Origin of the sequence: Rhodococcus sp. A14, from assembly GCF_011603105.1 — a bacterium.
GTDB lineage: Bacteria > Actinomycetota > Actinomycetes > Mycobacteriales > Mycobacteriaceae > Rhodococcus_F > Rhodococcus_F opacus.
In genome coordinates this window covers 103,874-125,253 of sequence record NZ_JAAOQS010000012.1, presented here as the reverse complement: position 1 = coordinate 125,253, position 21,380 = coordinate 103,874, and the positions used below count along the sequence as shown (strand labels likewise).

Genomic DNA, 21,380 nt, shown 5'->3' with positions numbered 1-21,380 from the left:
CCCCCTGACGACCCACGTCGCCGCACCCACCCATCGAGAGGACCCCGACCCATGAGCCGCCGCATCTCCCAGTCGATCACCCCCACCACCGACGACGTCACGGTGCTGCGTGAACCATTCGCGGCCAAGGGTGCCAACGACCCCGTCATCACCGAACTGCGCCGCGTCCTCAAGGCGGTCGTCCCGACATGGCTGGCGAAGCTGACCGAGGAGCAGGAACTCACGTCGGGACGCCTCGAGGAAATCAAGGCCGCCGTGGCGATGCGACGCCAGATCATCGAGGCCCTCCCCGACGGCAAGGCACGCTCCGACGCCCTCGACGCCCTCGCCAAGGCCGAGAAGACCGTGGCCGACATGGACACGGAACTTTCGTCCGTCGGCGCCTTCGGCGGGTGAACCGCATGCACGAGTTCACCGTCGAGATCGTCTCCGACAGAGTTGCGCGTGTCGCCGGCACCGGCGACGAGCTGGTCGCCCCGGTCGGGAAGACGATCCAGGACAGCATCTACGAATACAGCCAGCAACGCGCCGTCGACGCCGGGGCGCCCGTCGAGGTCGCCGTCCACCGGTCCGGCCGCTGCACCCACGTCACCGTGGCACCCGACGGAACCGCGTCCCGGTCAGCCCCAACCGGCCCCATCCCGACGCGCGCCGACCAGGGTGAGGAACCAGCAAACGCCGACATGATCGCGGAGGAACCGGTCAGCCTCACGTTGGACGCACTCGGCGACACCGCTCACCCGGCACCCGATGACGCCAGGCAGGGGAGTGCGCCCCACCCCGCACACGATGCTCGCCGCCAAACGGTCTCTGTCCTGGCGGCACCCGGAATCATCCCGGGAGCAACGGAACCGGCACGCACCGGGATACGGGGGCGACTCAACGCCGTCCTGGGGCTGAGCCTGTCCCCGAAACCATCGGCGACCGAGATGCGACTGCGCGTCGCGGCCGCGACGATTACCGGCCCGATACCCGACTTCTCCACGATCACGGTGGCCAACACCAAAGGCGGGGTCGGCAAAACCCCGATCGCAGTCGCCCTCGCGCAGACACTGGCCACGCACCGCGGCGGCGCCAACGTGGTCTGCGCCGACCTGGCCGAGAGCGGCGGCAGCCTCGCCGACCGGGTCAGCGTCCCACCCCCCGACGAGCAGAACACCTTCGGGCTCCTCGCGTCCGACCAGGCCGCCACCGGGCACCTGCGGCCCTCGGCCCTCGGCCGGCATCTGACCCGGCAACCCTCCGGCGAAGACATCGTCGCCGGCCACCACGACCTCACTGCAACACAACATGTGGGTCTAAGTGGGGACGACGCCGCGGCACTGGCCTCGATCCTCGCCCACCACCGCGAGATCCTGGTCGCCGACACCGGGAACAACCCACTCGCTGGCAGCTGGCAGTGGGCCGTCTCGGAGGCCGACGCCCTCGTCGTACCCGTGCCTCTGCGCCGCGATGCCGCCACCACAGCGCACCGCATGCTCCTCGACCTCGCCACCACACATCCCGGCCGACTGGACCGGACCGTGGTCATCATCACCGATGGCCCCGGGGACACCCCGATGGTCGAATCCGACACCGTTGACGCATTCATTGCACTAGGAGTGCAGGTACTCCGCATGCCCTACGAGCCGCTGTTCGCCGGAGGGGAACGCATCGTCCCCCACCACCTGCGCCGCACCACCACCGACTCTTTGACCGTGATCGCCGCGACCGTCGTCGACCTGATCACCAGCACCGGCTGACCTAAGCCGTGCCTCCGCCAACCCATAACCGTTCACCCACGGAAACCGCACACACCCAGTCACGAAAGGGAAGAACAATGACCGCCCCGAATACTCACACCAGGAACCGAGCACACCACACCGGGCGCCACCGCCAGGCAGTGCGCCAGAGCACCACCGCCGCCCTCGCGGCCGCGTGCATCGCGGCAGGGATCTCTCTCGCCCCCAACGCGGCAGCGGCACCGGGACAGGCCGGCATCAACGACAACACCGGCCAAGCCGGCATCACCGGCGACCGTGGCCAGGCCGGCGTCACCACCCCCACCCCGGAGCCGTCCCAGACCCCACAGCAAAGCTCCGAAGACGCTGGCACAACCGCGGACTGGGACACCTACATCCCGATCCCCACCGAGTACCAGAACGTGCCCACCCGCCAAGCACCCACGCACACCGAGCCCACCTACTACAACGACACCCCGTCACCGACAGGGGAGCAGCAGCAAGTCCCCGAGCCCGAGCAGGCGCCCGAGATTGCCCCGGGACACGGCGCTCCGGTCGCACCGATCCAAGCCCCAGAAGACACCTACCGCTTCGGCTACCTCACCGGACCCCGCCCAGACTGGCTGCCCAAGACCGAGGCCGACAAACTCAACAACACCAGCGCCATCCTCGAAGCTCAGGGCGCGACATTCTTCAACTCCCTCGGCGTCCCCACCACCCGCTCGGACCGCATGGCCGCCGCCGCCACAGCAGGTGCCGTCACCGCCGGTGTGGCCGGTGCGACCGCAGCTGGGGTCACCGCCGGTGCGGTGGGAGCCGCCGGCGGCGCACTGATCGGCCTCGCCGCCGGCGCCGCCATCGGCGGGCCCGTCCTCGCCGGTCCGGGCGCCGGTACCGGCGCGATCATCGGCGGCCTCGCACTCGGCGCGCCCGCAGCCGTCACCGTCGGGGCGCTGTCCGCCGCAGGAGGTGCACTCGCGGGCGCCGCCTACGGGGCGGGCGAGAACCTTGGCGAGGCACCCGAACCCGCACCCGTGCCGGCTCCCGAACCTGCGCCGGTCGTCGATCTGCAGCCCGCCGCCCAATTCGTCGAACAGGCCACCCCCGCGGCAGCACAGGCCGTCGACACCGCCGCCACGACAACCACCGGTTCCGCCACGATCGAGTGGGCCGACAACACCGCACCCGCCGTAACCGAGGCCATCTGCCAACCAGTGATCGATCAGGCCGTCGACGCCGGAACACAGACAGCAGCATGGGTGGCCGAACAGCCAGGCGGAAACCAACTGCTCCAGGCCGGCGCAGACCTACGCACGGCGATGCCCGCAGAGGTCGGCGCGCTCCTGTCGACCGTCGAAACCGCTGCACGCTGAAACCGAAAGGGACCGCAGGTGAGGAAATACAGGCGGAACAGCGGAGCGCGGAAACCGACCCGGCATCCGGCAGTGATCGACACCCTCGGACCAGCACCCACTGCCACCACCCCGTCGGGCCGACGCGACACCACCGCGTCGTCCGGCGGGCCCGCCGCCACGAGCACACCGGCCCGACCACTCCCGCCGCCGAAATCAGAGAAGCCTGGGCAGCGGCGAGTCGGCACCAAGACCGCCATCGGCGCCGTGCTGGTTCTCGCTGCGGCAGGCACCGTCGGCTGGACCGCACTGCGGATCGGCGAGCCCGAAAACACCACTCCAGGCGCCCCAGAGACAACCCAACAACCCGAAACTGTCACAACTACCCCCGCGGCGAACTCCGATCCCGCAGAAAGCCTCTCAGCCACACCCCGCGGTGACGAGAACCAGTGCCAGAGGGACCGCGGCGACCAGAAAACCGGAACTGGGGTCATCGCCGCATTCGAACACGCCTACTACGTGCTCCGATCCGGCCAAGCCGCACGCGCCCTCGCCGCACCAAGCTCACCGCTCCCGACGGCCGACAAGATCCAAGCAGGCATCGACACCGTCCCACTCGGCACCAACTACTGCCTCCGCACCATCGAAACCAACGACAACCACTACACGCTCGTCCTCACCGAGATGCGACCCGGCGAACCCTCCACGCAATTCACCCAGACGATCACCACCACCCACGTCGACGGACGCTGGCTGATCGACGTGATCGCGTGAACACCACACCCGGCATTGCACACCCACCGGAGGCGCCGACAGCATCCGCAACCGCGGTCGCCCCAGCCCATTGCGCACTTCGCCGACCGTCGTTGCAACGAGTCCATCCCCGTGCACCGCGCGTTGCACCGACGTGCAATCGTGCCGCAACACAGGCAACCGTCACCTGGCCTGTGCACAGGATTGCGCCCGACGGCACACCACGCAAGCAGCAATGCGTATCCGTTTGCGCACGCCGCGCTCGATCCCGCCGACGCGCACTCGTCCCGTGCAAACGGGAGAACGCGTTGCGCAACCACCACCTCACGATCCGAAACCACGAAAGGCCGCCCCCCGATCAATTGCGCCCTTCGGCTCGGCCGGGAAGGAAAGCCGGATGCGACCGCAACCGGATGGCGCACGCCCCAAGACACACATTGCGCACTCACCGCCGGCCGCAACAGGTACGCAACGGCGTTCGACCCGCCCGCGCCCGCACACGCACACCAGGCGCAAACGCCGCGACTACCAACGCTCCGTTGCGGCAACCCGCGAAACGCCACCTCGCCGCAACCTGCAACATCCTCAACCCACATACGCGCAATGCACCCCCGGCCAGTGAGCTTGAGCAAGCTTTCGCGTTTCGTCCGCAACGCCACTGCAACGCAACGGCATGCGCCACGGTGTCCGTGCACGCTCGCGAAATCCGCATTCTGACAGCGACCGGCGCGGCGCGGCCGCGCGCAACGACCAACCCGGAACCGGAAAGGACCATCCGAACATGACCGACCTCAACCTCCGCGCCGCACGAATTCAGCTCCACGCCCTGATCGCCGCATTGCTCATTGCGATCATCATTGCGGTGGGTATCACCATCGGTGCGTTCGTGCTGTCCTTCGCGGTGCAACGAGACCTTGCGCAACAGGCGGGCATTCCGCACTGGCTCGCTTGGATTTTCCCGGCCATCGTGGATGGCGCAATTCTCGGTGCCACGATTGCGGTCGTTGCACTGAGCAAGATCAGCGGCGGTGCGGCCGGGAAGAAATTCTTCCTGTCCCTCGCCGTCGTCGTCGTGCTCATCAGTGTGTTCGGCAACGCCTATCACGCACATCAGGCCGGTCTCCGAGCTGCTCGCGCTGTCGCAGCCGGTATCGACCTCGGCTACACACCACTCTCGCCGACCGGTGCTTCACTCATTGCGATCATCCCGCCCTTGCTCGTCCTCGCCTTCACACACGGCGTCGGCGTCCTCATCAAGGCAATCGGGTCCGCGTACGCCGAGTTCAATGTGCTCACACAGTCGCTTGCCTTCGGCAGCGGCGATGCAACGCCGGTCAACAACGCCGACGGGGTCGTTGCCGGGGATGAGCGAGTGGAGGCGAGCGTTGCAACAGTTGGCAACGTCGGCGACGTTGACGCAAGCGCGGTTGCCGCGGACTGCGAGGTTGCGAAACATGCTGCTGCCACCGCAATGACCGAGGCACACGATGAAACCGGGATGCGGGCGGCAGAGCCGACTACCGCGCAACTGCTGGCGTTCATCGAAGAGAGCAGTCTCGATCCGCTGGTGAAGAAGACGGCTCGAATCAAGATCACCGAACCGGCCACGACCTGGGGTCAGCTCGCCGATGCCACCGAGGCAAAAGCCCCGAGCACCGCGCTTCGCCGGTACAACAAGGCCGTCGCAGCCGCGGTCAATGCAGGATTCGCGATCCCACCGCTCCCTGCCTTCGACCGGCATGATGACCTCACTAACTCCCCGGTTTCCCGGGAACGCAACGGGTCCCTGATCAGCTTGCGCAACCGGATGGCCAGTGCGCACTGCTGATCCCACCACTGCTGATCCCACCACGGCGTGAGATGCGGCGCTCCACGGGCACGCCCGCACAGGACGAGGTTGGCCGCAGCCCACAGATTTGCATGCGGCTGCCGCAACGCCACGGGTGCCTTCGAAAGCCGTTTGCGCAACGCCCGCCGAGATTGCCGTGGACATTAGCGTCCGACGCAATCGAGGCAGTGCAACGGCCGCGACGGAGCTGGATAACTCGATACCGGCACAACATCGTTTTCGAAGGGGTCCAGGGCCGCACTCATGGACTTTCATGAACCGGACGCCACATCGACGGGGGCGAACCCGGCACAGCGATCACCTCGGCGGAGCCCCATAGACCGTGGAGTTATCCACAGGTCACGTTGATCTCACCGTACTAACCGGCCACTGTGGGCACTCACCTCGACGCGAGCGCAACCGGCTGGGGCCACTGTTGTGCTCACCGAACGGTGATCCACCCCAGTCCGCCCGGTAGATGAGGTGCCAATGCCCGCCACACGTCCGACCGCCCAACGCGCACTCGCAGCACTGGTCACCGCGACGGTCGCCACCGGAACCGCAGCGGTGACCGTCCCGGCGGTGGCGCACGCGGACCCGGCCAGATGCGCATCGACATTCAACCTCTTCATCCCCGGAACCTGGGAAACCAACGAGCATGCCGACCCCTCCGTTGCGGTCGGCATCCTCAAACCGATCGCCGACACCATCACAGCTACCCACGGTGACCGCGCGGAGGTCTACACCCTGCCGTATATGGCCCGCGCGTTCGACAACGGAAAGACCTACGCCGACAGCAAGTCCGACGCACGCACCAAAGCAGCCAATGTGCTGACCGACATGGCAAGCAAGTGCACGCAAACCAAGTTCACGATCACCGGATACTCTCAGGGCGCTGACGCGGCCGGCGATCTCGCCTCCGACATCGGTAACGGCAAGGGCCCCATCCAACCCGATCGAGTACTCGGGGTCGGCCTGCTGGCGGACCCCGGCTCGGGCACCCAGGGTGAAGCCGTCGTCGGCCCCCGCGCCGCAGGCACCGGCATCGCCGGCCCCCGCCCGCAGGGAATGGGCCAGCTCTCCGGCCGGGTCGCCTCCATCTGCTACACCGGCAAGGACCTGTACTGCTCCATCCAGAAAGGGACAAGCCCGCTCCTCGGGTCGCTCGGCTCCATCCTCAGCAAGACGCCCAGTGCCGACCCCGGTGCGCCCGCCCCCGACGGAAGCACTGGCATCGCTCAGGCATTGACCGCGGACTTCTCCCAAGCCGATCTGCCAGCACTCGGCCGCAACGCCACCACATTGGCGCAACAAAGCAACGCAGACACGATCGACGTCGGACAGCTGGCGAACTCCGCGACGTCCCTGATGCATACCCTCAGCCCGATCGCGGATCTGATCGCGACCGGCGCAGCGAACTCCGCTGCCACCGCCCACCTGACCACCGCAGCACCGGGAACCGCTGAACACGCCGCCGGACAGCTCCTGACCGCCGCGTCCCAGGCCGACCTGTCGAATGCGGTGACCACCGCGAGCAAACTCGCCGACACCGCTTCGGCGTTGGTCCAGTCCGGCGCAGCCACCGTGCCAGCCACCTCGCCGGAGGCGACCGCACTGTCCACCGCAACAGGAACACTGAGCGCACAGGTCGCGCCGCTGACCGCCACACCCGCCGACGCACTCACGACCGCTTCGAGCGTGCTGGCGGTCCTCAAACCGAGCGTCGTCGTCGGCCAAGTACTCAACGTGGTGACCGGCGTAACCGCACTCGACCTCCCCGGAATCCTGCACAACCTGACGGTCCTCCCGCAGACGGTTGCCGCGCTCGACGCACACGGGGCGCACCAGATCGCGGGGGAGTTGAACAACCAGTTCGCGCCGTTGGTCACACTCGCCGCGGGCGTCGACCTTCGGTGGGTCTCACAAATCCTCTCGGTCATCCCGGACCCCTCCGGATTCACCCAGATCGCAGCCCTGGTGACCTCGATCCTGGCCAATGTCGATGTCATCCGGCTCGCCAACCTGATCGGCCAGATCCAGGAAATCGCCTGGGCCGCCGTGGAGAAACTCCTCCCACCACCAGGGCAGGCGCCCGACCCACTCGGCGCCGGAGCCGCCATGACCGGACTGCTGCCCGTCGGCCTCGACCTCGCCTCGGTCGCGGTGAACATGCTCACCGGCAAGGCCACCAAAACAAACCCGGCCCTCCTCGGCAAACAAGCCCACACTGCTCCGACCCCGATCAACGCCCAAGCGCAGAATCTCGACCTGAATGGACTGACCGGATCGCTGACCACCATCGCCCACTCCCAAGGTGCCGACGACCTCGCCGCCCTGGTCGCCGAAGGGTTGAACGCCGCCTCATTCTTCACCTCCAGCGCCCACACCGACTACAACCACCTCGTCGTCGACAACGCCGGCCGCACCGCCATCCAATGGCTCACCGACTGGCTAAACCTCCAGATCGACCGGGGCGCGTAACCGCCTTCTACGAATAATCCTGCACGTGAAAAGAGGCGAAACACCATGGCCCTACCCCGATCACACAATCCCGCTGCCCGGTGGATCTGGTGCAGGCGCTGCAAACTCCGAAGCTACCTTGCCCGATCCGACGCCAAGAGCGTCCGCAGACGCCACCACGGATCGAAAGGACTCTCGGTGTTCCCCTGCCCCCACAATCCCGGCCAGTACCACGTCGGACACCGCCCCACCGCCCTCACCCACGGAGCCATCGACCGCCGCAGACTACGTAATCAAGCACTCAAAGACCCCGGGCCAGTCACCGACCGGGACCCACCTCCAACGCGTTAGCGCAGCGACAGCCTCCACCCACCGAAGACTTCGACACATGCGCATCGAAGAAGGAGATCCTATGCGGGCACCGAGGAGGAAGACTCACCGATCAGTCGACCCTGCCGTGCTCCGAACGACGCGGTCGATCCTACGCAACGTTTGGCGATACTAAACCCAACAAGGAATACAAAAAATGACCTCCTGCCACATTCATGCCGGCCATGCGGATTCGCCGGTCATCTTGCACGTCCCGCATGCCTCCCGCTCCATCCCCGAGACGGTCCGTGCCGGAATGCTCCTGACCGGCGACGAGTTGCAGCTAGAGCTGGACGAATCGACTGACACCGCAACAGATCACATCGCCATCCGTGCTGCGGAACTTCTCGCATCCGGGCGCCCGCGACCCTGGCTGGCCACCAACGAGTTCTCCCGCCTCGTCATCGACCCCGAAAGATTCCCCGGCGACGACGAGCCCATGAACGCCGTCGGCAGGGGAGCGGTATACACCCGCACCTGCAACCGCGCACCGCTGCGGCCCGAACCCGCCACGGACGCACAACGCCTCATGGACACCTACTACCGGCCCTACGCCGCCACGCTAACCGCAATGCCGCGCAGTTAGGCGTGTGACTGTTGGGTCAAATGGGACACACGTGAGTAAAGGGCGTGTCGGTGCGTGTGGGACAGCGGAACTCCCGGTATCGAGGGCTTGTCCTCGCAAGACAACCCTTTACCTTGGGAGTTCCGCTGTCCACACAGTCTGTCATCCGCCGCCCCGTCGAAGTTGCCGTAGGCCGGTTCGCGCCCGGTCACCTCGGCGAGTTGACCCAAATCGTGCCGTTCGAGATGGTCGACGACGCGCTCGCGTCGACGTCGAGTGTGCAGAAACGGGTGCGCGATCTGCCCTCGCGGGTGGTGGTGTACCTGCTGCTCGCGGCCGGACTGTTCGCCGAGGGCGGCTACCAGCAGGTGTGGGCACGGCTGACCGCCGGACTGGACGCGCTGACGCCGGCCCGGCCGGGCAGTTCCGCGCTCGCCCAGGCTCGCCGCAGGGTCGGGGCCAAACCGTTGCGGGCGCTGTTCGAGCTGCTCGCCGGGCCGGCGGCGGGGGCGACGCGTTGGCGTGGGCTGCTGGTCTGCGCGGTCGACGGCACCACGATGTCGGTGCCCGACAGCGCGGCGAACCTGCGCTGCTTCAGTCGCCAAAGCGGCACCCACGGCGGTTCCGGATACCCGCTGATGCGGATGTTGACCATCGTCGCGTGCGGCACCCGCACCGTCATCGACGCCGTGTTCGGCTCGACCCTCATCGGCGAAACCACCTACGCACCACGCCTGTTCGGTTGCCTACGGCCGGGCATGCTGCTACTGGCCGACCGCAACTTCGCCGCACAGAACATCATCGCCGGCATCGCCGACACAGGTGCGGACCTGCTCATCCGCTGCAAGGACAACCGCAAACTCCCACGGATCGGGCGCTGCCCGGACCGGTCCTACCTGACGGTGATCGCCGGAGTGACACTTCGAGTCATCGACGCCGAGATCGCCATCACCGGCACCGGCGATCACCAGCGCAAACGCCGAGTCGGCCGCTACCGACTCATCACCACATTGACCGACCACCAGGCGTTTCCGGCATCGGCGATCGTCGAGCTCTACCACCAACGCTGGGAGATCGAAACCTCCTACCTGGAGCTGAAGTCCAGCATCCTCGGCGGACGGGTGCTGCGCGCACGCACCCCGGCCGGCATCGAGCAGGAGGTCTACGCCCTGCTGACCACCTACCAAGCCCTCCGTCTGGCCATCGCCGACGCCACCGCCACCAACCCGACCGCCAGCCCCGACCGGGCCAGCTTCACCGTCGCTCTCCACGCCGCACGCGACCAGCTCATCCACGCCGCCGGCGTCATCGCCGGTACCGTCATCGACCTGGTCGGCGCAATCGGCCGCGCCGTACTCACCGATCTAATGCCCACGCGCAGAACACGAGTCAGCCCCCGCGTAGTGAAGCGCGCAATCTCCAAACACCGAGCCAAGGGCGACATCGACCGCACCAACTACCACGCCGAGATCAGCATCAGCATCCTCATACCAGCACACTTGACAACAGACCCGCCGCCCTAACTGCGCGGCATTGACGCTAACCGACCTGGTCGACGACCGGATCGCCAACACCGGCGCAGCCGTCATCATCGACGTCCACTCCTACCCGCAACACCCCTCCCGATTCGAGAACCCCAACAAGTCCCGCCCAGCGCTTTGCCTCGGCACCGACGACTTCCATACTTCGAATGAACTCCGCGAACAGGCACTCGACGCGTTCGCCCCGCTCGGCGACATCGCCACCAACACCCCCTACGGCGGCTGCTACGTCCCCCTCAACCGCTACCAGCACGACCCGCGGGTGAGCGCCGTGATGATCGAACTCCGCCGCGACCAGTACCTCACAACGCCGAGCGTCGCGAACCCGGCCAAGGTGGACTCACTCGCCAGCATGCTTGCAACCCTCGTCGCCCACTGCACTCCGAAAGTGGCCGCCGACTGATGTGCCAACCAAAACCCGGACCACGCTGCTCCCCACACCTGCGCATCCGACTCACCCGCGCCCGAACCAAACTGAACGATGCACTCCACGCACTAGCTGAAGATCCCGACAACAACACCCTCAAACAACGCGTGCGACGAGCCGAAGCCGCCGTCGCAGAACATACCGCGCTATACGACTCCACCCCCTCCGGTCAGAACGAACTTCGCGAAGCAATCGCACACGAAAACAACGACACTTCTCGCAACCTGCTCAACCAACGACTGGCCGCCGCTGAAGCGTTGCGCGCACAACAGATACACGCGATGCACAATAGTCAGCAGGACCCAACCACAAAGGACAATCACCATGAGCAACGAACCAACGCTGACCCAGGAACAACGGGAAGCGTTCTGGCGTCTACACGGGTGGCGCCCGAACCTGCCGGACAGCAAGCGCCGGGAGATCGAGCAGTACTGGACCGACCCGGAGATCGTGGAGGCCGAAGCCCTCGGATTCTGATCTCCGGTCGCGAGATCACTCCCATCGCCGAACACACTCTCTCATCGCACATACGCGAGCGGCTAGTCGCAAAAGGTGTCAGCACACCCACGCTGTACGAACTCGACCGACACGACGCAGATCTGTATCGAGAGCAGATGCTCGCACTCCGAAACAACAATCCCTACGCGGCCTCTGTCTACGTCTACGACACTCACGAGTACCGCGGAATGCGGATGCTCGTCACCGACGACGGGAAGGCCGGCGTCGCAGTCAACGGCGATGAGGTTGTCTCCGTCTTCGCGCACAACGATTGTGCCCATCCAAGGGCGGCATACGCGCTGCTATCTCAGGCAACCGAAATCGGCGGACACCGACTGGATTGCTTCGACACAGTGCTTCCAAAGATCTACGCGCAATCGGGATTCGTCCCGGTCGCCCGCCTCGCCTGGAACGACGACTACGCACCCGATGGCTGGAACTACAGCACATACCGGAAGTTCAACAACGGACGGCCCGACGTCGTCTTCATGGCCTACGACCCAGCAGCAATCGGTTCGAAGTACACCAAAACAGCTGCCAAGTATGTCGACAACTACGACACGGGGATCGAATCTGCCCGGAACTACTCGTCTCGCAGGCCCTCTGCACCGAGTCCGGCAGAGCGGTAACCACCGAAGCGGAGGCAGGCGTAGCGGCTAGAAACTCTGCTCGCAAGATTGCATGGCCGTGGTGCCAGGACCTGCACGTCCTGGCGCGGGTTAAGCCCGAACTTGTGGGGGATGCGGCGAGCGACGATGTCGACCACCAACTCGGCGGTCTCCTCGGCCGGGTGCAGATCCGACTGTTCCGCGAGTTCGCAGGCGAACCAGAAGAAGTCGTCGAACCCGGTGAGCTGCGGCGGGGTTGCGGCGTTGATCCGGTGGGCGTTGACCACGATCCCGGACTGCCGGGCCTGCCGGAAGATCTTCGTCAACCGCACCCGCGGAATCGTGTCGGCGGACAGCAGGTCGCGCAGTACTTCTCCGGCACCGACGGAAGGGAGCTGGTCGACGTCACCGACCAGCAGCAGATGAGCCCCCTCCGGGATGGCTTTGACCAGTTTGTTGGCCAGGATGACGTCCATCATCGACGACTCGTCCACCACAACAAGGTCAGCGTCCAGCCTGTTGTCGCGATCGTATTTCGGGTCGCCGCCGGGTTGCAGCTCCAGCAGGCGGTGGACGGTGCAGGCCTCATGGCCGGTCAGCTCGGCCAGCCGTTTGGCGGCCGGCCCGGTCGGCTCACGCAGCCAAGGGCATGGTCGAGGATCGGTTTTCAGGATCGGCAGTCCAACGAGGTGATCATCCGGTGGGCCTTGGCGGCGAGTTTGACGTTTTCGCGTTGGGAGGCGTCGACGAGGGACGCGAAGGCGGTGTCCTCGCCGATCCCGCGGGAGGCCATCAGGGCACCTTTGGCGTGTTCGATGACGCCCCGGTTCTCCATGGCGGTTTTCAGGCCGGACAGGTCGTGGAGTGCCTCTCGAGGTCCCGGGAGAGGCCGATGATGGTTTCCCCGACAGTGGTGTAGATCTTCAGCAGGGCGGCGTCGAGGTCGCTGAAACCGTGGCCGTCGACGCTGTAGAGGTGGAGGGCACCGATATGATCCTCGCCCAGGCGCAGCGGCGCGGACAGGTAGCAGGCCGCGGTCGCCGGACGATCCGCGGCGGAGGCGTTCGCCGGGATCAACGGGTGGGTCATCGGCGTGACCACCCGGTGTCCGATGTGCGCGACCGCTCGCATCGCCCGTATTGCCTGAGCGTCGGACGCTCGTGTGCGGGTATGCAGGTCGGTTCGCCGGCAGCTTCCGGGCGACCGGGAAGCGTCCACCACCCGCTCGGCATTCAGCTCGACGAACAGCGTCTCCACAGTCACCGCTGGGCATCGGACTTGAAGGTGGTGGGGAAGGGGCTGGGCCCGAGTGCGAGGGTGAACGAGGTGGGGTGGAGTCCGCCCCGAGGCCAGGACCACTGCGTCGACCAATCGAGGGCGTCGGTGCGGGGCCGGGTTTCGTAGCGCGCGAAGTCGGCGCGGAGACCGGCGACGTACAGCGGGAACCGCAGCAGCAGCCCGGATGCGAACGCGGTCGCTGTGGACGGTTTCAGGGTGAGGCGTTCTCGGTCACGATCGGCATGCCCGCGTGCAGGGCGATCCTCCCGTGGTGGGCGGCGCGAGGGCCGGCCAACGACGGCGGCGCATGCTTCGATCGTCGCATCCCCCGGCCCGGCGGTGTCGGTGAATTTCCTGAGAAGCCGTACCCGCGAGAATGATTCGAACACGAGTCCTACGTCCGGGTAGCTGAGATCAACGTGCCTACCCGCCGGTCCGCCGGGGTCGCGAGCTCTGGGGTGGATCCGCCAAGGCGCGACGAACGCACGACGCTCGGGTTCGCCGGTTCTGCGGCGCTGACTCTCATGCTGACACAAGCACGCAGACGATCAGAGGTCCCACAACCCCAGCAACGCGGACCTAAGGCCAGGGGAGCGGACGTAGTGGTCGGTCCGCAGCCGTGAGCCCGGGTGCCCGAGGTCGGTCAGCGCCTTCTCTGCGTCTGGGAGGGGGAGCGGGGACAGGCCACTGCGGAGGCGGAGGAAGTACAGAACTGCTCCACCGGACCGCGGGATCTTCATGGGGTCGGACACCACGACCGCCGGCGCGTAAATCCACTCGTCATCGGCCGAGACGAAGACGATCACGTCGCCCCGCTTCACACCGCTGGGCTTGTCGAGGCGAAGCGATTCGAGCTGGTACTTCGCCGCCGGGCCGCCGCGGCTGTGGTGCCGGCCCCGCTGGTTGTCGAGGACCTGTTGTTCGGTGCGGGTGGGTTCGTAGTCGACGGCGTGTTTGACGAACATCCGAGTCACGGGCGTCGGCAGGAAATCGGTCTCGGTGCGGACGCGGCCGGTGACCCCGGGCAGTGGGACGGCGCGGCCGATCTCCCACTCGAGGATCGCGTCGTCGAGGAACACCTGATCGACCTCGGTGATCTCGTCGAGGCTGTCGATGAACTTCCGCACGGAGGCGATGATGTCGGGGTCGTCGGTGATGACCACAGCGTCGTCGGCCAGGGTGGAGTTTTCCGACGCGTTCGCCGACCCGATGACCGCCCGGGTGTTGGTCGCGATCACCTTGGCGTGCAGGGTCGGCGACGACAGCACCCGCACCCCCCTGTTCACGTAGTACGCGAGGGCGGCGGGGGAGGTGGCGTGCGCCCGGACCGCAGCCTTGGAGGCGTTGACGACCAGGACGTCCCCGGCGCGCAGCGGGAGCAGCGCGGGCGCGTCCTGTCCGAGGTAGCCGATCGCGGCGTACCGGGCGCCGCGGGTGCGGATGGCGCGGGTGATGTGCGGCCACGGGCTCGGCCCGTGGAAGGTGGTCCCCATACCGACAGACGGTAACCGGTCTCGTCCACTGCCTCATGAAGCGCCACGGGAGGTGGTGAACCTGTCGCCGACCTCCTGGAGCCCGGCTCACGGCTTGAGTTCGACGGCGCAGGAGCCGGTCGGTCGAGGGCCCTCATGGTGTCGGTCGTCAACGCTGCGGCCAGCCCTGTCGGGGCGGGGGCGTCGCCGAGATTCGACAGCCTCGTCACCAAGGCCACAAAAAAATCGGCACTCTGCAGAGCAAAAACGCGGTGACGTGGGGATTCGGGCCCGTAGCTGCGATAACTGAATTATCACCGCCCAGTGCGCACAAACCATGCGTGACCCGGGACAAGACGCGAATCCCTCCACTACAACGCTGGGTTCGGGACGTCAGCAGAGCGTGACGAGACCTCGCGCCGTCGACGGCGACCTCGAACACGGCTAGCCCGCGCGAGGAATGACCGTTGAGTACGTGCGCGACGGCCGCATGATTGGCGCGGTTGTGGAGGGTGGAACGCCGGCGCAACGGGTAGTGGGACGCAAGCGTGTCGCGCTCAGCACGGGCTTGCGCCTAGAGATCCGCACGGCGGCAACCCTGAAATGTTTCCAGCACCGAAACTCCGCCCTCCACCCTTTTACATCAAACCTCTAAGATTGTATGTTGTAGAAAAAAGTGAAGGAGTCCCATTCATGGAGGACACCCGCGACGTCATCGTCGCCCGAACGACATCAGCCGGCCCACTGCACTCACCACTGCGCGTCGGAGCGCTAAACCTGCCCAACCGGGTGTTGATGGCGCCGCTCACTCGGATGCGAGCCACCCCACCAGACGACGTACCCAACGACCTGATGCGTGACTACTACGTTCAACGTGCGTGCGCCGGCCTGATCGTCTCGGAAGGAACGCAGATCTCCCCCGAGGGCAAGGGCTATATGGACACGCCGGGTATCTACAGCCCCGAGCAGGTGGCCGGGTGGCGCCGCGTGACCGACGCGGTGCATGCGGCCGGCGGCCGTATCGCCGCTCAGCTGTGGCACGTGGGTCGCGTATCCCATGAGTCACTACACGACGGAGCGTTGCCCGTGTCGGCGAGCGCGCTGCCGTACCGAAACCGCACGACCTTGCGCGGCGTGAATGGGCGTCCGGAGAGTGTGAGCTGCCCGACGCCCCGAGCACTGCGTACTGACGAGATCCCACGCGTAATCGATGACTACCGCGCGGCAACGGTCAACGCGCGCGAGGCGGGTTTCGACGCAGTTGAGATCCATGGCGCGCACGGTTATCTCCTCCACCAGTTCCTTTCGCCACAGTCGAACCACCGGGACGACGCTTACGGCGGATCGCAGACCAACCGCGCCCGGCTGATGTTGGAGGTCGTCGACGCGGTGACCGGCGCGTGGGACGCCGACCACATCGGTGTCCGCGTCTCGCCAGTCGGTCCCTTCAACGGGCTCGACGACCCGGAAAGTGCCGAGATGGGGCTGCACGTGGCGACGGAGCTCGCGGCTCGCGGTATAGCGTTTCTGCACCTTTCCGAGCCGGACTGGGCGGGCGGCCCGCCCCTGGACCAAGAGTTTCGCGCCAAACTGCGGTCAGCATTTCCCGGCGTCATCGTCGGCGCCGGCAGCTACGACGTCGAGAAGGCCGAGACCTTGATCTCCGCTGGCCTGATTGATGCCGTCGCCTTCGGCCGCTCGTTCATTGCCAACCCCGATCTGCCCGTCCGCCTTGCGAAAGGACTGCCGCTCAACGAACCGGTGCCCGCGACGTTCTACGGCGGGGACGCCGAGGGCTACACGGACTATCCGGCCCACAGCGCGTAGCACCACATCTGCCTGCGCCCGTGTTCCTCGGCGCCCATCGACTCGCGTCGAGTTCCTCGGCGCCGGCACCATGGGACGGTGGCCTCGAGGACGAGGCTCGCCTCGATTCAGCTCCTCCGGCGGTGGTGGAATGCTTGTACTGGACAGCCGAAGATCGACTCATTCACCAAGCGGGCATGCAGCCTCCGGGGTCCAACCCAAGCCGCCCGACCGTGGCCACTTCAGGCGGAACCAGTCTGGTCAGCCGGCGAGGGCGCGACGCGTGGAGCCGTGGACGGGTGGCATGACGGGGTGGTCGGCGCACACGCTGGCTCGGGTGCGCCGACCTGAGTTGCCGCCCTGGTTAACTGCGACCTACCAGGGTTGTCACGTATGGTACGAGTCCTTGCCCGGCGTAGAACCGGATCGCGGCCCCGTTACTCGTGATCACGGATAGCTCCAACTGGGCCGCGTCCTGCTTCGCAAACTCGGACCGGACTGCCTCGAACAGCCGCGTCCCGATCCCGCTTCCGCGCTGATCGGCCTGTACGGAAAGGGATTTCAGGACGCCTGTCCTCGCCCCCGACTCCCACGAGCCCTGAGCCTCATCCTTCACACGGGCCATGGCGTAGCCGATCGGTTCACCGTCTACCTCGCCGTCAGAGCGAAGGCGTCCGGTGAGGCGAGCCACTCCACGTACTTCGCCTTGCGATTCCTCCACGGCGCTTCGGGGGACAGCGGCGCTCCGATCGGTTCCTCGACCCGGGCTCGGAGGTAGAGTCCGACAGCCAGCAGCATGAACGCGGATAGGAAAGGCACTCGCCAACCCCTGCCGTCGAACTGTTCATCGGGTAGCAGGCCGACGAGTGCGAACGTGCCGCTTGAGAGCAACAGCCCGATCGGGACTCCGAATTGCGGTACCGCGGCGTACTAGTCGCGGCGGTGCGCAGGTGCGTACTCGAGCGCTATCAGTGTCGCGCCGCCCCACTCCCCGCCGACCGAAACCCCTTGGAGAACCGCGGCGCGGTGAGCAAGATGGGGCGGCGCTCCGATGGCGTCGTAGGTGGGGAGCAGCCCGATCAGGCCGGTCGATAAGCCTATGAGAGTGACGGTGATGATCAGCGCGAGTCGTCGTCCGCGTCGATCTCCGAGGTGGCCGAATACCGCCGCCCCGAGCGGTCTGACGACGAAACCGGCGGCGAAGAACGCCAGCAGCGTACCGACCACCGGGTCGAAGGAGGGAAAGAACAACCGGTTGGACACAAGTGCAGCGGCGGTTCCGTGAGGAAGTAGTCGCTTCTAGCGCGGTTCCGACAACTCATGCCGTCGCGCCCCGCCTGAGCTCACGCTCGGGGGTGAGAAGGTCCTTACTCACTGGTTCGTCATCCGCTAGCTCCTCGGAGTCACTGATGTCTACGGCGACGAGCGCGTCGCTGCATTGAGCGTAGGACCGACTTCGACAGCTTGCGGCGCCAGTGGCTATCGGGTCGATCGGCGGGCGAAGTAAGCAGTGTGTATTCGGCGCGCGATGCTGGGGTCGCAGTCGGGCAGGTAGATCGCCTGTCGAAGGGCCTCTAGGTAGCGGGCTGTGGTCATCCCGAACTGGACCATGATTTCATCTGGCGGCGGTCCTCCGTACGGGATCCAGTTCTGTGCGAAGCGGATCAGCTGGTCTGCCTCACGCGGAACGCGGGAGTGTCTCTCCGCGCGGACTCTGTCGCGCAGCCGTTGTCGGCGGGGGAGTGGATGCGCCGTGGGGTGCTCGTCGGCGGCGGGGTTGTTGGCGAGGCTCCTGCTCGACGTGGGGTCGGGCCGGAAGTCGCGGGTCTTGGTGTGCGGTTCAGACATGGGAAACCAGCTGTCTAGAGAAGTAATTCAGTCGGATAGTTGTCCGGGGATCGAGCCGGCAGTACCGGGATACGTCGGTGTTCGCAGTCGGGCGACGATGCGCGGCAACCTAATCAGCGCGCCAGGCTGGGCTGTCATCGGGTGGTGGGGGTGTGTTCGTGCGCTGCGTCTCGTCGAGTTCGGTGAGGATCGAGGATCCGTACACGTGCTCGAGATCGGCGCGAGTGCGTTCGGGAAGGCGCCTTCGGTGGAAGCGGATTGCATTGAGTAGTCGGCGACGATAGTCGTCGACCTCGATGTGGAAGAGATCTCTGATCCGGTCCGGGGTGGGCCCGCCGATCGGCGCCCACAGAGTGGCCAGGTCGAGAATGTCGTCGTCGGGATGTGTCACCTTCGATTCCACAGGTTTCTCCCAACCGTTGAGGGGTGAGTTCCTCGGTAGTGGTCCGTGTGTCCGGTCTGGGCGGCGGCCGCCGTTGTACAGGTGCAGGTGTCGGCGGTCGCCGCCTTCACGGGAAGTTGATGCCGTGCCGCGAGGGCGACGGCAGGTTCACAAGGGAAATGCTTTGGTGGGGAAGTTGTTGTTCCAGATTCCGGCGAGCGTGCCGTTCGCGATCAGGTGCTGGATCGCCTCGTTCAGGCTGGTGCGCAACGCATCTGAATCTTTGTGCACCGCAATGCCGTACGGGTTTCCGGTGGGTGCGATGAAAGCGACCCGCAGCTTACCGGTGGCTTCGAGTGCGGGCAGGACGATCTCGTCGTCGACGAACGCATCGATGGTGCCGTCGACGGCGGCGTCGGCCATCTCGTGGAAAGCGTCGTCACCGGAGCCGTATTCGACGACCTCGGCGCCGGTGAACGATGCGGCCAGCGCAATGTTGGTGGTCCCGGTGATGGCGCCGACTTTACGGCCGACGAGGTCGGCGGCCGAGTGGATGGGGCTGTCGGTGCGGACGACGACTCCTTCGTTGAACCGTCCGTAGGGGAGGGTGAAGTCGACGATTTCCTCGCGGTCGGGGGTGATGGCCTGGTTGCACAGGATTGCGTCGCATCGCTTCTCGGTCAGTGTCGGCACGAAATCGGACCACCGGCGGACGTCGACCCACTGGAGTTCGAGGCCCAGATGACTGGCCAGTGCCCGGCCGAGGTCGGGCTCGTAGCCGAACCGCACACCGTCGACGACGGAGGTCATGGGGGGAGCGGCAATGTCCGTGGAGCACAGGACGAGAGTTCCGGATTGGATGAGTTGCAGATCGCTCACGGTAAGGATCCTTCTGAAGGTGATACCGGCATGGACGATCGGACCCCGCCCTGGGGCGGGGTCCGAAAGGGTGTGTTACGGGGTGTACCGCAGGTAGGTGTTGAAGTCCCAGTCGGTGATCGCGCCCGAGCGCCGGTTGCATTCGTCACGCTTGCAGGCGGTGAAGGTGTCGTAGAGCGAGCCGGGCAGAACGGAGCGGACCGCCTTGTCTTCCTCGAGGGCGTCCAAGGCTTCGGACAAGGTCAGGGGCGGCGCCGCGAAGGTCGAGGGGGTCTCTTCGTCGGAGGGTGCGTAGGCGTTGCCGAGTTCGGGTTTGCCGGGATCGAGGTTGCGGCGGATGCCGTCGGCCATCGCACCGAGTAGCGCGGCGTGGGACAGGTAGGGGTTGACGGCGGCGTCGGGGGAGCGGACTTCGACGCGTCCGGGCAGCACACGGTAGCTGGTGGTGCGGTTGTCGTATCCCCAGTTGGTGACTGCCGGCGCGAACAGGCCGACGTCCCAGAACCGGGCGTAGGAGTTGGTCGTCGATGCGAGCACCGCGGTCATTCCGCGGGTGTGCTCGAGCAGGCCACCGAGCGCGTGCCGGCCGAGTTCGGTGAGATCGTCGTCATCGGCGAACACGTTTTCGTCGCCGCGCCAGAGGCTCGCATGGTGGTGGCAGCCGTTGGCCATGATGCCGGGGACCGGCTTGGGCATGAAGGTGGCCAGGACACCGAACTCCTTGGCCACCGCCATGCAGATCTGCCGGTAGGTGATCAGTCGGTCTGCGGTCGCGAGGGCGTTGTCGTAGAGGAAGTTGCACTCGAGCTGGCCGGGGTCCTCGTAGTCGGACTGGATCATCTCGAAGCCCATTTCCTGGGCGTATTGGGTGATGCGCTTGAGGATCGGCATCATTTCCGCGATGTGCTCGAGGTGGTAGGACGGGCCCACCCAGTCGGGGAAGAAGGAGGCGGAGCGGTCGATGGCGTCCGGGCCGCTGAACCAGCTCATCTCCGGTTCGCACCCGGTGCGGAGCTCGAGTCCGGTCTCTTCCCGGAAGGCGGCGATGACGCGCTTGAGGTTGCCGCGGGCGTCGGCCTCTTCCGGTTCACCCGGTCCGACTTCCTCGCGCAGTGAGCGGAAATGGTCGCAGAACACTCGTGCCACGCTCCGGTCCCACGGCAGGATCTGCGCCGTGGCCAAGTCGGGCACCAGCAGGCCCTCCCGGGTGCTGATACCGCCTGGTCCGAGCAGCTCACCGGCCAGGCTCGCCTGCAATCCGCCGGCCACGGCGTAACCGAATGGCACACCCTTGCGGGCCGCGGTCTCGAGGAAATACTTGACCGGCATCACCTTTCCGAGGACGCGGCCCTGCACACTCACGTACTGGCAATGCACGTGCGTGACACCGCCTTCGTCGAACAGCTGCCGACACCGTTTCAGTTCGGAGTCACGGGCGGGATCGCTGAGCGCGAGTTCCAGCGGGGTCATGTGTTCACGGGTGGTGGGCATACTTGTCCTCCGGGGTCTCAAGAATAGTGTGCTACGCCGCGCCCATCGAGTGGGCGTTCCGGGCGACGTGTGCGGCACGGGGGGATCCCAGGGGCGAACCCT

23 protein-coding genes are annotated in these 21,380 nt (G+C 66.3%); 12 read left to right on the top strand and 11 right to left on the bottom strand.

All coding sequences use genetic code 11. The annotated features are described in order from the left end of the window. Positions 1-51: 51 nt before the first annotated feature. The 11 genes from G9373_RS09880 (at position 52) to G9373_RS09830 (ending at position 12,143) form a co-directional block, all read left to right on the top strand. Positions 52-396 (top strand): hypothetical protein, encoded by a 345-nt coding sequence (locus tag G9373_RS09880; RefSeq protein ID WP_167114970.1) that lies wholly within the window; start codon positions 52-54, stop codon positions 394-396. Between the two features lie 5 nt (positions 397-401). After that, positions 402-1,742, top strand: a complete 1,341-nt coding sequence (locus tag G9373_RS09875; protein WP_167114968.1) for a ParA family protein — start codon at positions 402-404, stop codon at positions 1,740-1,742. Positions 1,743-1,882: 140 nt separating this feature from the next. Beyond that, entirely contained in the window at positions 1,883-3,094 is a 1,212-nt protein-coding gene (locus G9373_RS09870) for a hypothetical protein (RefSeq protein WP_346842819.1), read from the top strand. A 72-nt stretch (positions 3,095-3,166) separates the two neighbouring features. After that, positions 3,167-3,847 carry a hypothetical protein gene (locus G9373_RS09865; RefSeq protein ID WP_167114960.1) on the top strand — a complete coding sequence of 227 codons (681 nt, stop codon included), beginning with the start codon at positions 3,167-3,169 and terminating at the stop codon, positions 3,845-3,847. Positions 3,848-4,607: 760 nt separating this feature from the next. Beyond that, positions 4,608-5,654, top strand: coding sequence for a DUF2637 domain-containing protein (locus tag G9373_RS09860; protein ID WP_167114999.1), 1,047 nt, complete (start codon positions 4,608-4,610; stop codon positions 5,652-5,654). Between the two features lie 489 nt (positions 5,655-6,143). Beyond that, positions 6,144-8,135 carry a cutinase family protein gene (locus G9373_RS09855; RefSeq protein WP_206031980.1) on the top strand — a complete coding sequence of 664 codons (1,992 nt, stop codon included), beginning with the start codon at positions 6,144-6,146 and terminating at the stop codon, positions 8,133-8,135. A gap of 505 nt (positions 8,136-8,640) precedes the next feature. Further along, positions 8,641-9,069, top strand: a complete 429-nt coding sequence (locus tag G9373_RS09850; protein ID WP_240960436.1) for an N-formylglutamate amidohydrolase — start codon at positions 8,641-8,643, stop codon at positions 9,067-9,069. 44 nt (positions 9,070-9,113) lie between these two features. After that, entirely contained in the window at positions 9,114-10,571 is a 1,458-nt protein-coding gene (locus tag G9373_RS09845) for an IS4 family transposase (protein WP_346842818.1), read from the top strand. A 10-nt stretch (positions 10,572-10,581) separates the two neighbouring features. Continuing rightward, positions 10,582-10,992, top strand: a complete 411-nt coding sequence (locus G9373_RS09840) for an N-formylglutamate amidohydrolase (RefSeq protein WP_240960435.1) — start codon at positions 10,582-10,584, stop codon at positions 10,990-10,992. Between the two features lie 348 nt (positions 10,993-11,340). Next, complete coding sequence (locus G9373_RS09835) at positions 11,341-11,493, top strand: hypothetical protein (protein WP_167114954.1); 153 nt, start codon at positions 11,341-11,343, stop codon at positions 11,491-11,493. 137 nt (positions 11,494-11,630) lie between these two features. Next, positions 11,631-12,143: a hypothetical protein gene (locus G9373_RS09830; RefSeq protein WP_005260652.1), complete on the top strand. Its 513-nt coding sequence runs from the start codon at positions 11,631-11,633 to the stop codon at positions 12,141-12,143. Here G9373_RS09830 and G9373_RS09825 read toward each other — a convergent pair. The 5 genes from G9373_RS09825 to G9373_RS09805 all read right to left on the bottom strand — a co-directional run bounded on the left by G9373_RS09825 (position 12,098) and on the right by G9373_RS09805 (position 14,893). Then, positions 12,098-12,763, bottom strand: coding sequence for an AAA family ATPase (locus G9373_RS09825; RefSeq protein ID WP_167114995.1), 666 nt, complete (start codon positions 12,761-12,763; stop codon positions 12,098-12,100). The genes G9373_RS09830 and G9373_RS09825 overlap by 46 nt on opposite strands. A 26-nt stretch (positions 12,764-12,789) precedes the next feature. Then, complete coding sequence (locus G9373_RS09820) at positions 12,790-12,957, bottom strand: ANTAR domain-containing protein (protein WP_005260650.1); 168 nt, start codon at positions 12,955-12,957, stop codon at positions 12,790-12,792. An 8-nt stretch (positions 12,958-12,965) separates the two neighbouring features. Beyond that, a complete protein-coding gene (locus G9373_RS09815; RefSeq protein ID WP_167114951.1) occupies positions 12,966-13,385 on the bottom strand; it encodes an antitermination regulator in 420 nt (139 codons plus the stop codon). Next, positions 13,382-13,789 (bottom strand): hypothetical protein, encoded by a 408-nt coding sequence (locus G9373_RS09810; protein WP_167114948.1) that lies wholly within the window; start codon positions 13,787-13,789, stop codon positions 13,382-13,384. Before G9373_RS09810 ends, G9373_RS09815 begins: the two co-directional genes overlap by 4 nt. Positions 13,790-13,948: 159 nt before the next feature. After that, complete coding sequence (locus G9373_RS09805; protein ID WP_167114945.1) at positions 13,949-14,893, bottom strand: phospholipase D family protein; 945 nt, start codon at positions 14,891-14,893, stop codon at positions 13,949-13,951. A gap of 672 nt (positions 14,894-15,565) precedes the next feature. On the opposite strand from G9373_RS09805, the gene nemA reads away from it, so the two are divergent. Next, positions 15,566-16,699 (top strand): N-ethylmaleimide reductase, encoded by a 1,134-nt coding sequence (nemA, locus tag G9373_RS09800; protein WP_167114942.1) that lies wholly within the window; start codon positions 15,566-15,568, stop codon positions 16,697-16,699. Between the two features lie 627 nt (positions 16,700-17,326). Here nemA and G9373_RS45885 read toward each other — a convergent pair. From G9373_RS45885 to G9373_RS09770, 6 genes are all read right to left on the bottom strand, one after another. After that, positions 17,327-17,497, bottom strand: a complete 171-nt coding sequence (locus G9373_RS45885; RefSeq protein ID WP_202803517.1) for a hypothetical protein — start codon at positions 17,495-17,497, stop codon at positions 17,327-17,329. 111 nt (positions 17,498-17,608) lie between these two features. Beyond that, positions 17,609-17,941, bottom strand: a complete 333-nt coding sequence (locus tag G9373_RS45880; protein WP_009480761.1) for an MFS transporter — start codon at positions 17,939-17,941, stop codon at positions 17,609-17,611. Between the two features lie 216 nt (positions 17,942-18,157). Continuing rightward, positions 18,158-18,526, bottom strand: a complete 369-nt coding sequence (locus tag G9373_RS09785; protein ID WP_081315578.1) for a hypothetical protein — start codon at positions 18,524-18,526, stop codon at positions 18,158-18,160. A 109-nt stretch (positions 18,527-18,635) separates the two neighbouring features. Beyond that, positions 18,636-18,917: a hypothetical protein gene (locus G9373_RS09780; RefSeq protein WP_155773103.1), complete on the bottom strand. Its 282-nt coding sequence runs from the start codon at positions 18,915-18,917 to the stop codon at positions 18,636-18,638. Between the two features lie 159 nt (positions 18,918-19,076). Continuing rightward, entirely contained in the window at positions 19,077-19,787 is a 711-nt protein-coding gene (locus G9373_RS09775; RefSeq protein ID WP_167114938.1) for an ABC transporter substrate-binding protein, read from the bottom strand. 75 nt (positions 19,788-19,862) lie between these two features. Next, a complete protein-coding gene (locus G9373_RS09770) occupies positions 19,863-21,278 on the bottom strand; it encodes a glutamine synthetase family protein (RefSeq protein WP_167114935.1) in 1,416 nt (471 codons plus the stop codon). Positions 21,279-21,380 lie beyond the last annotated feature (102 nt).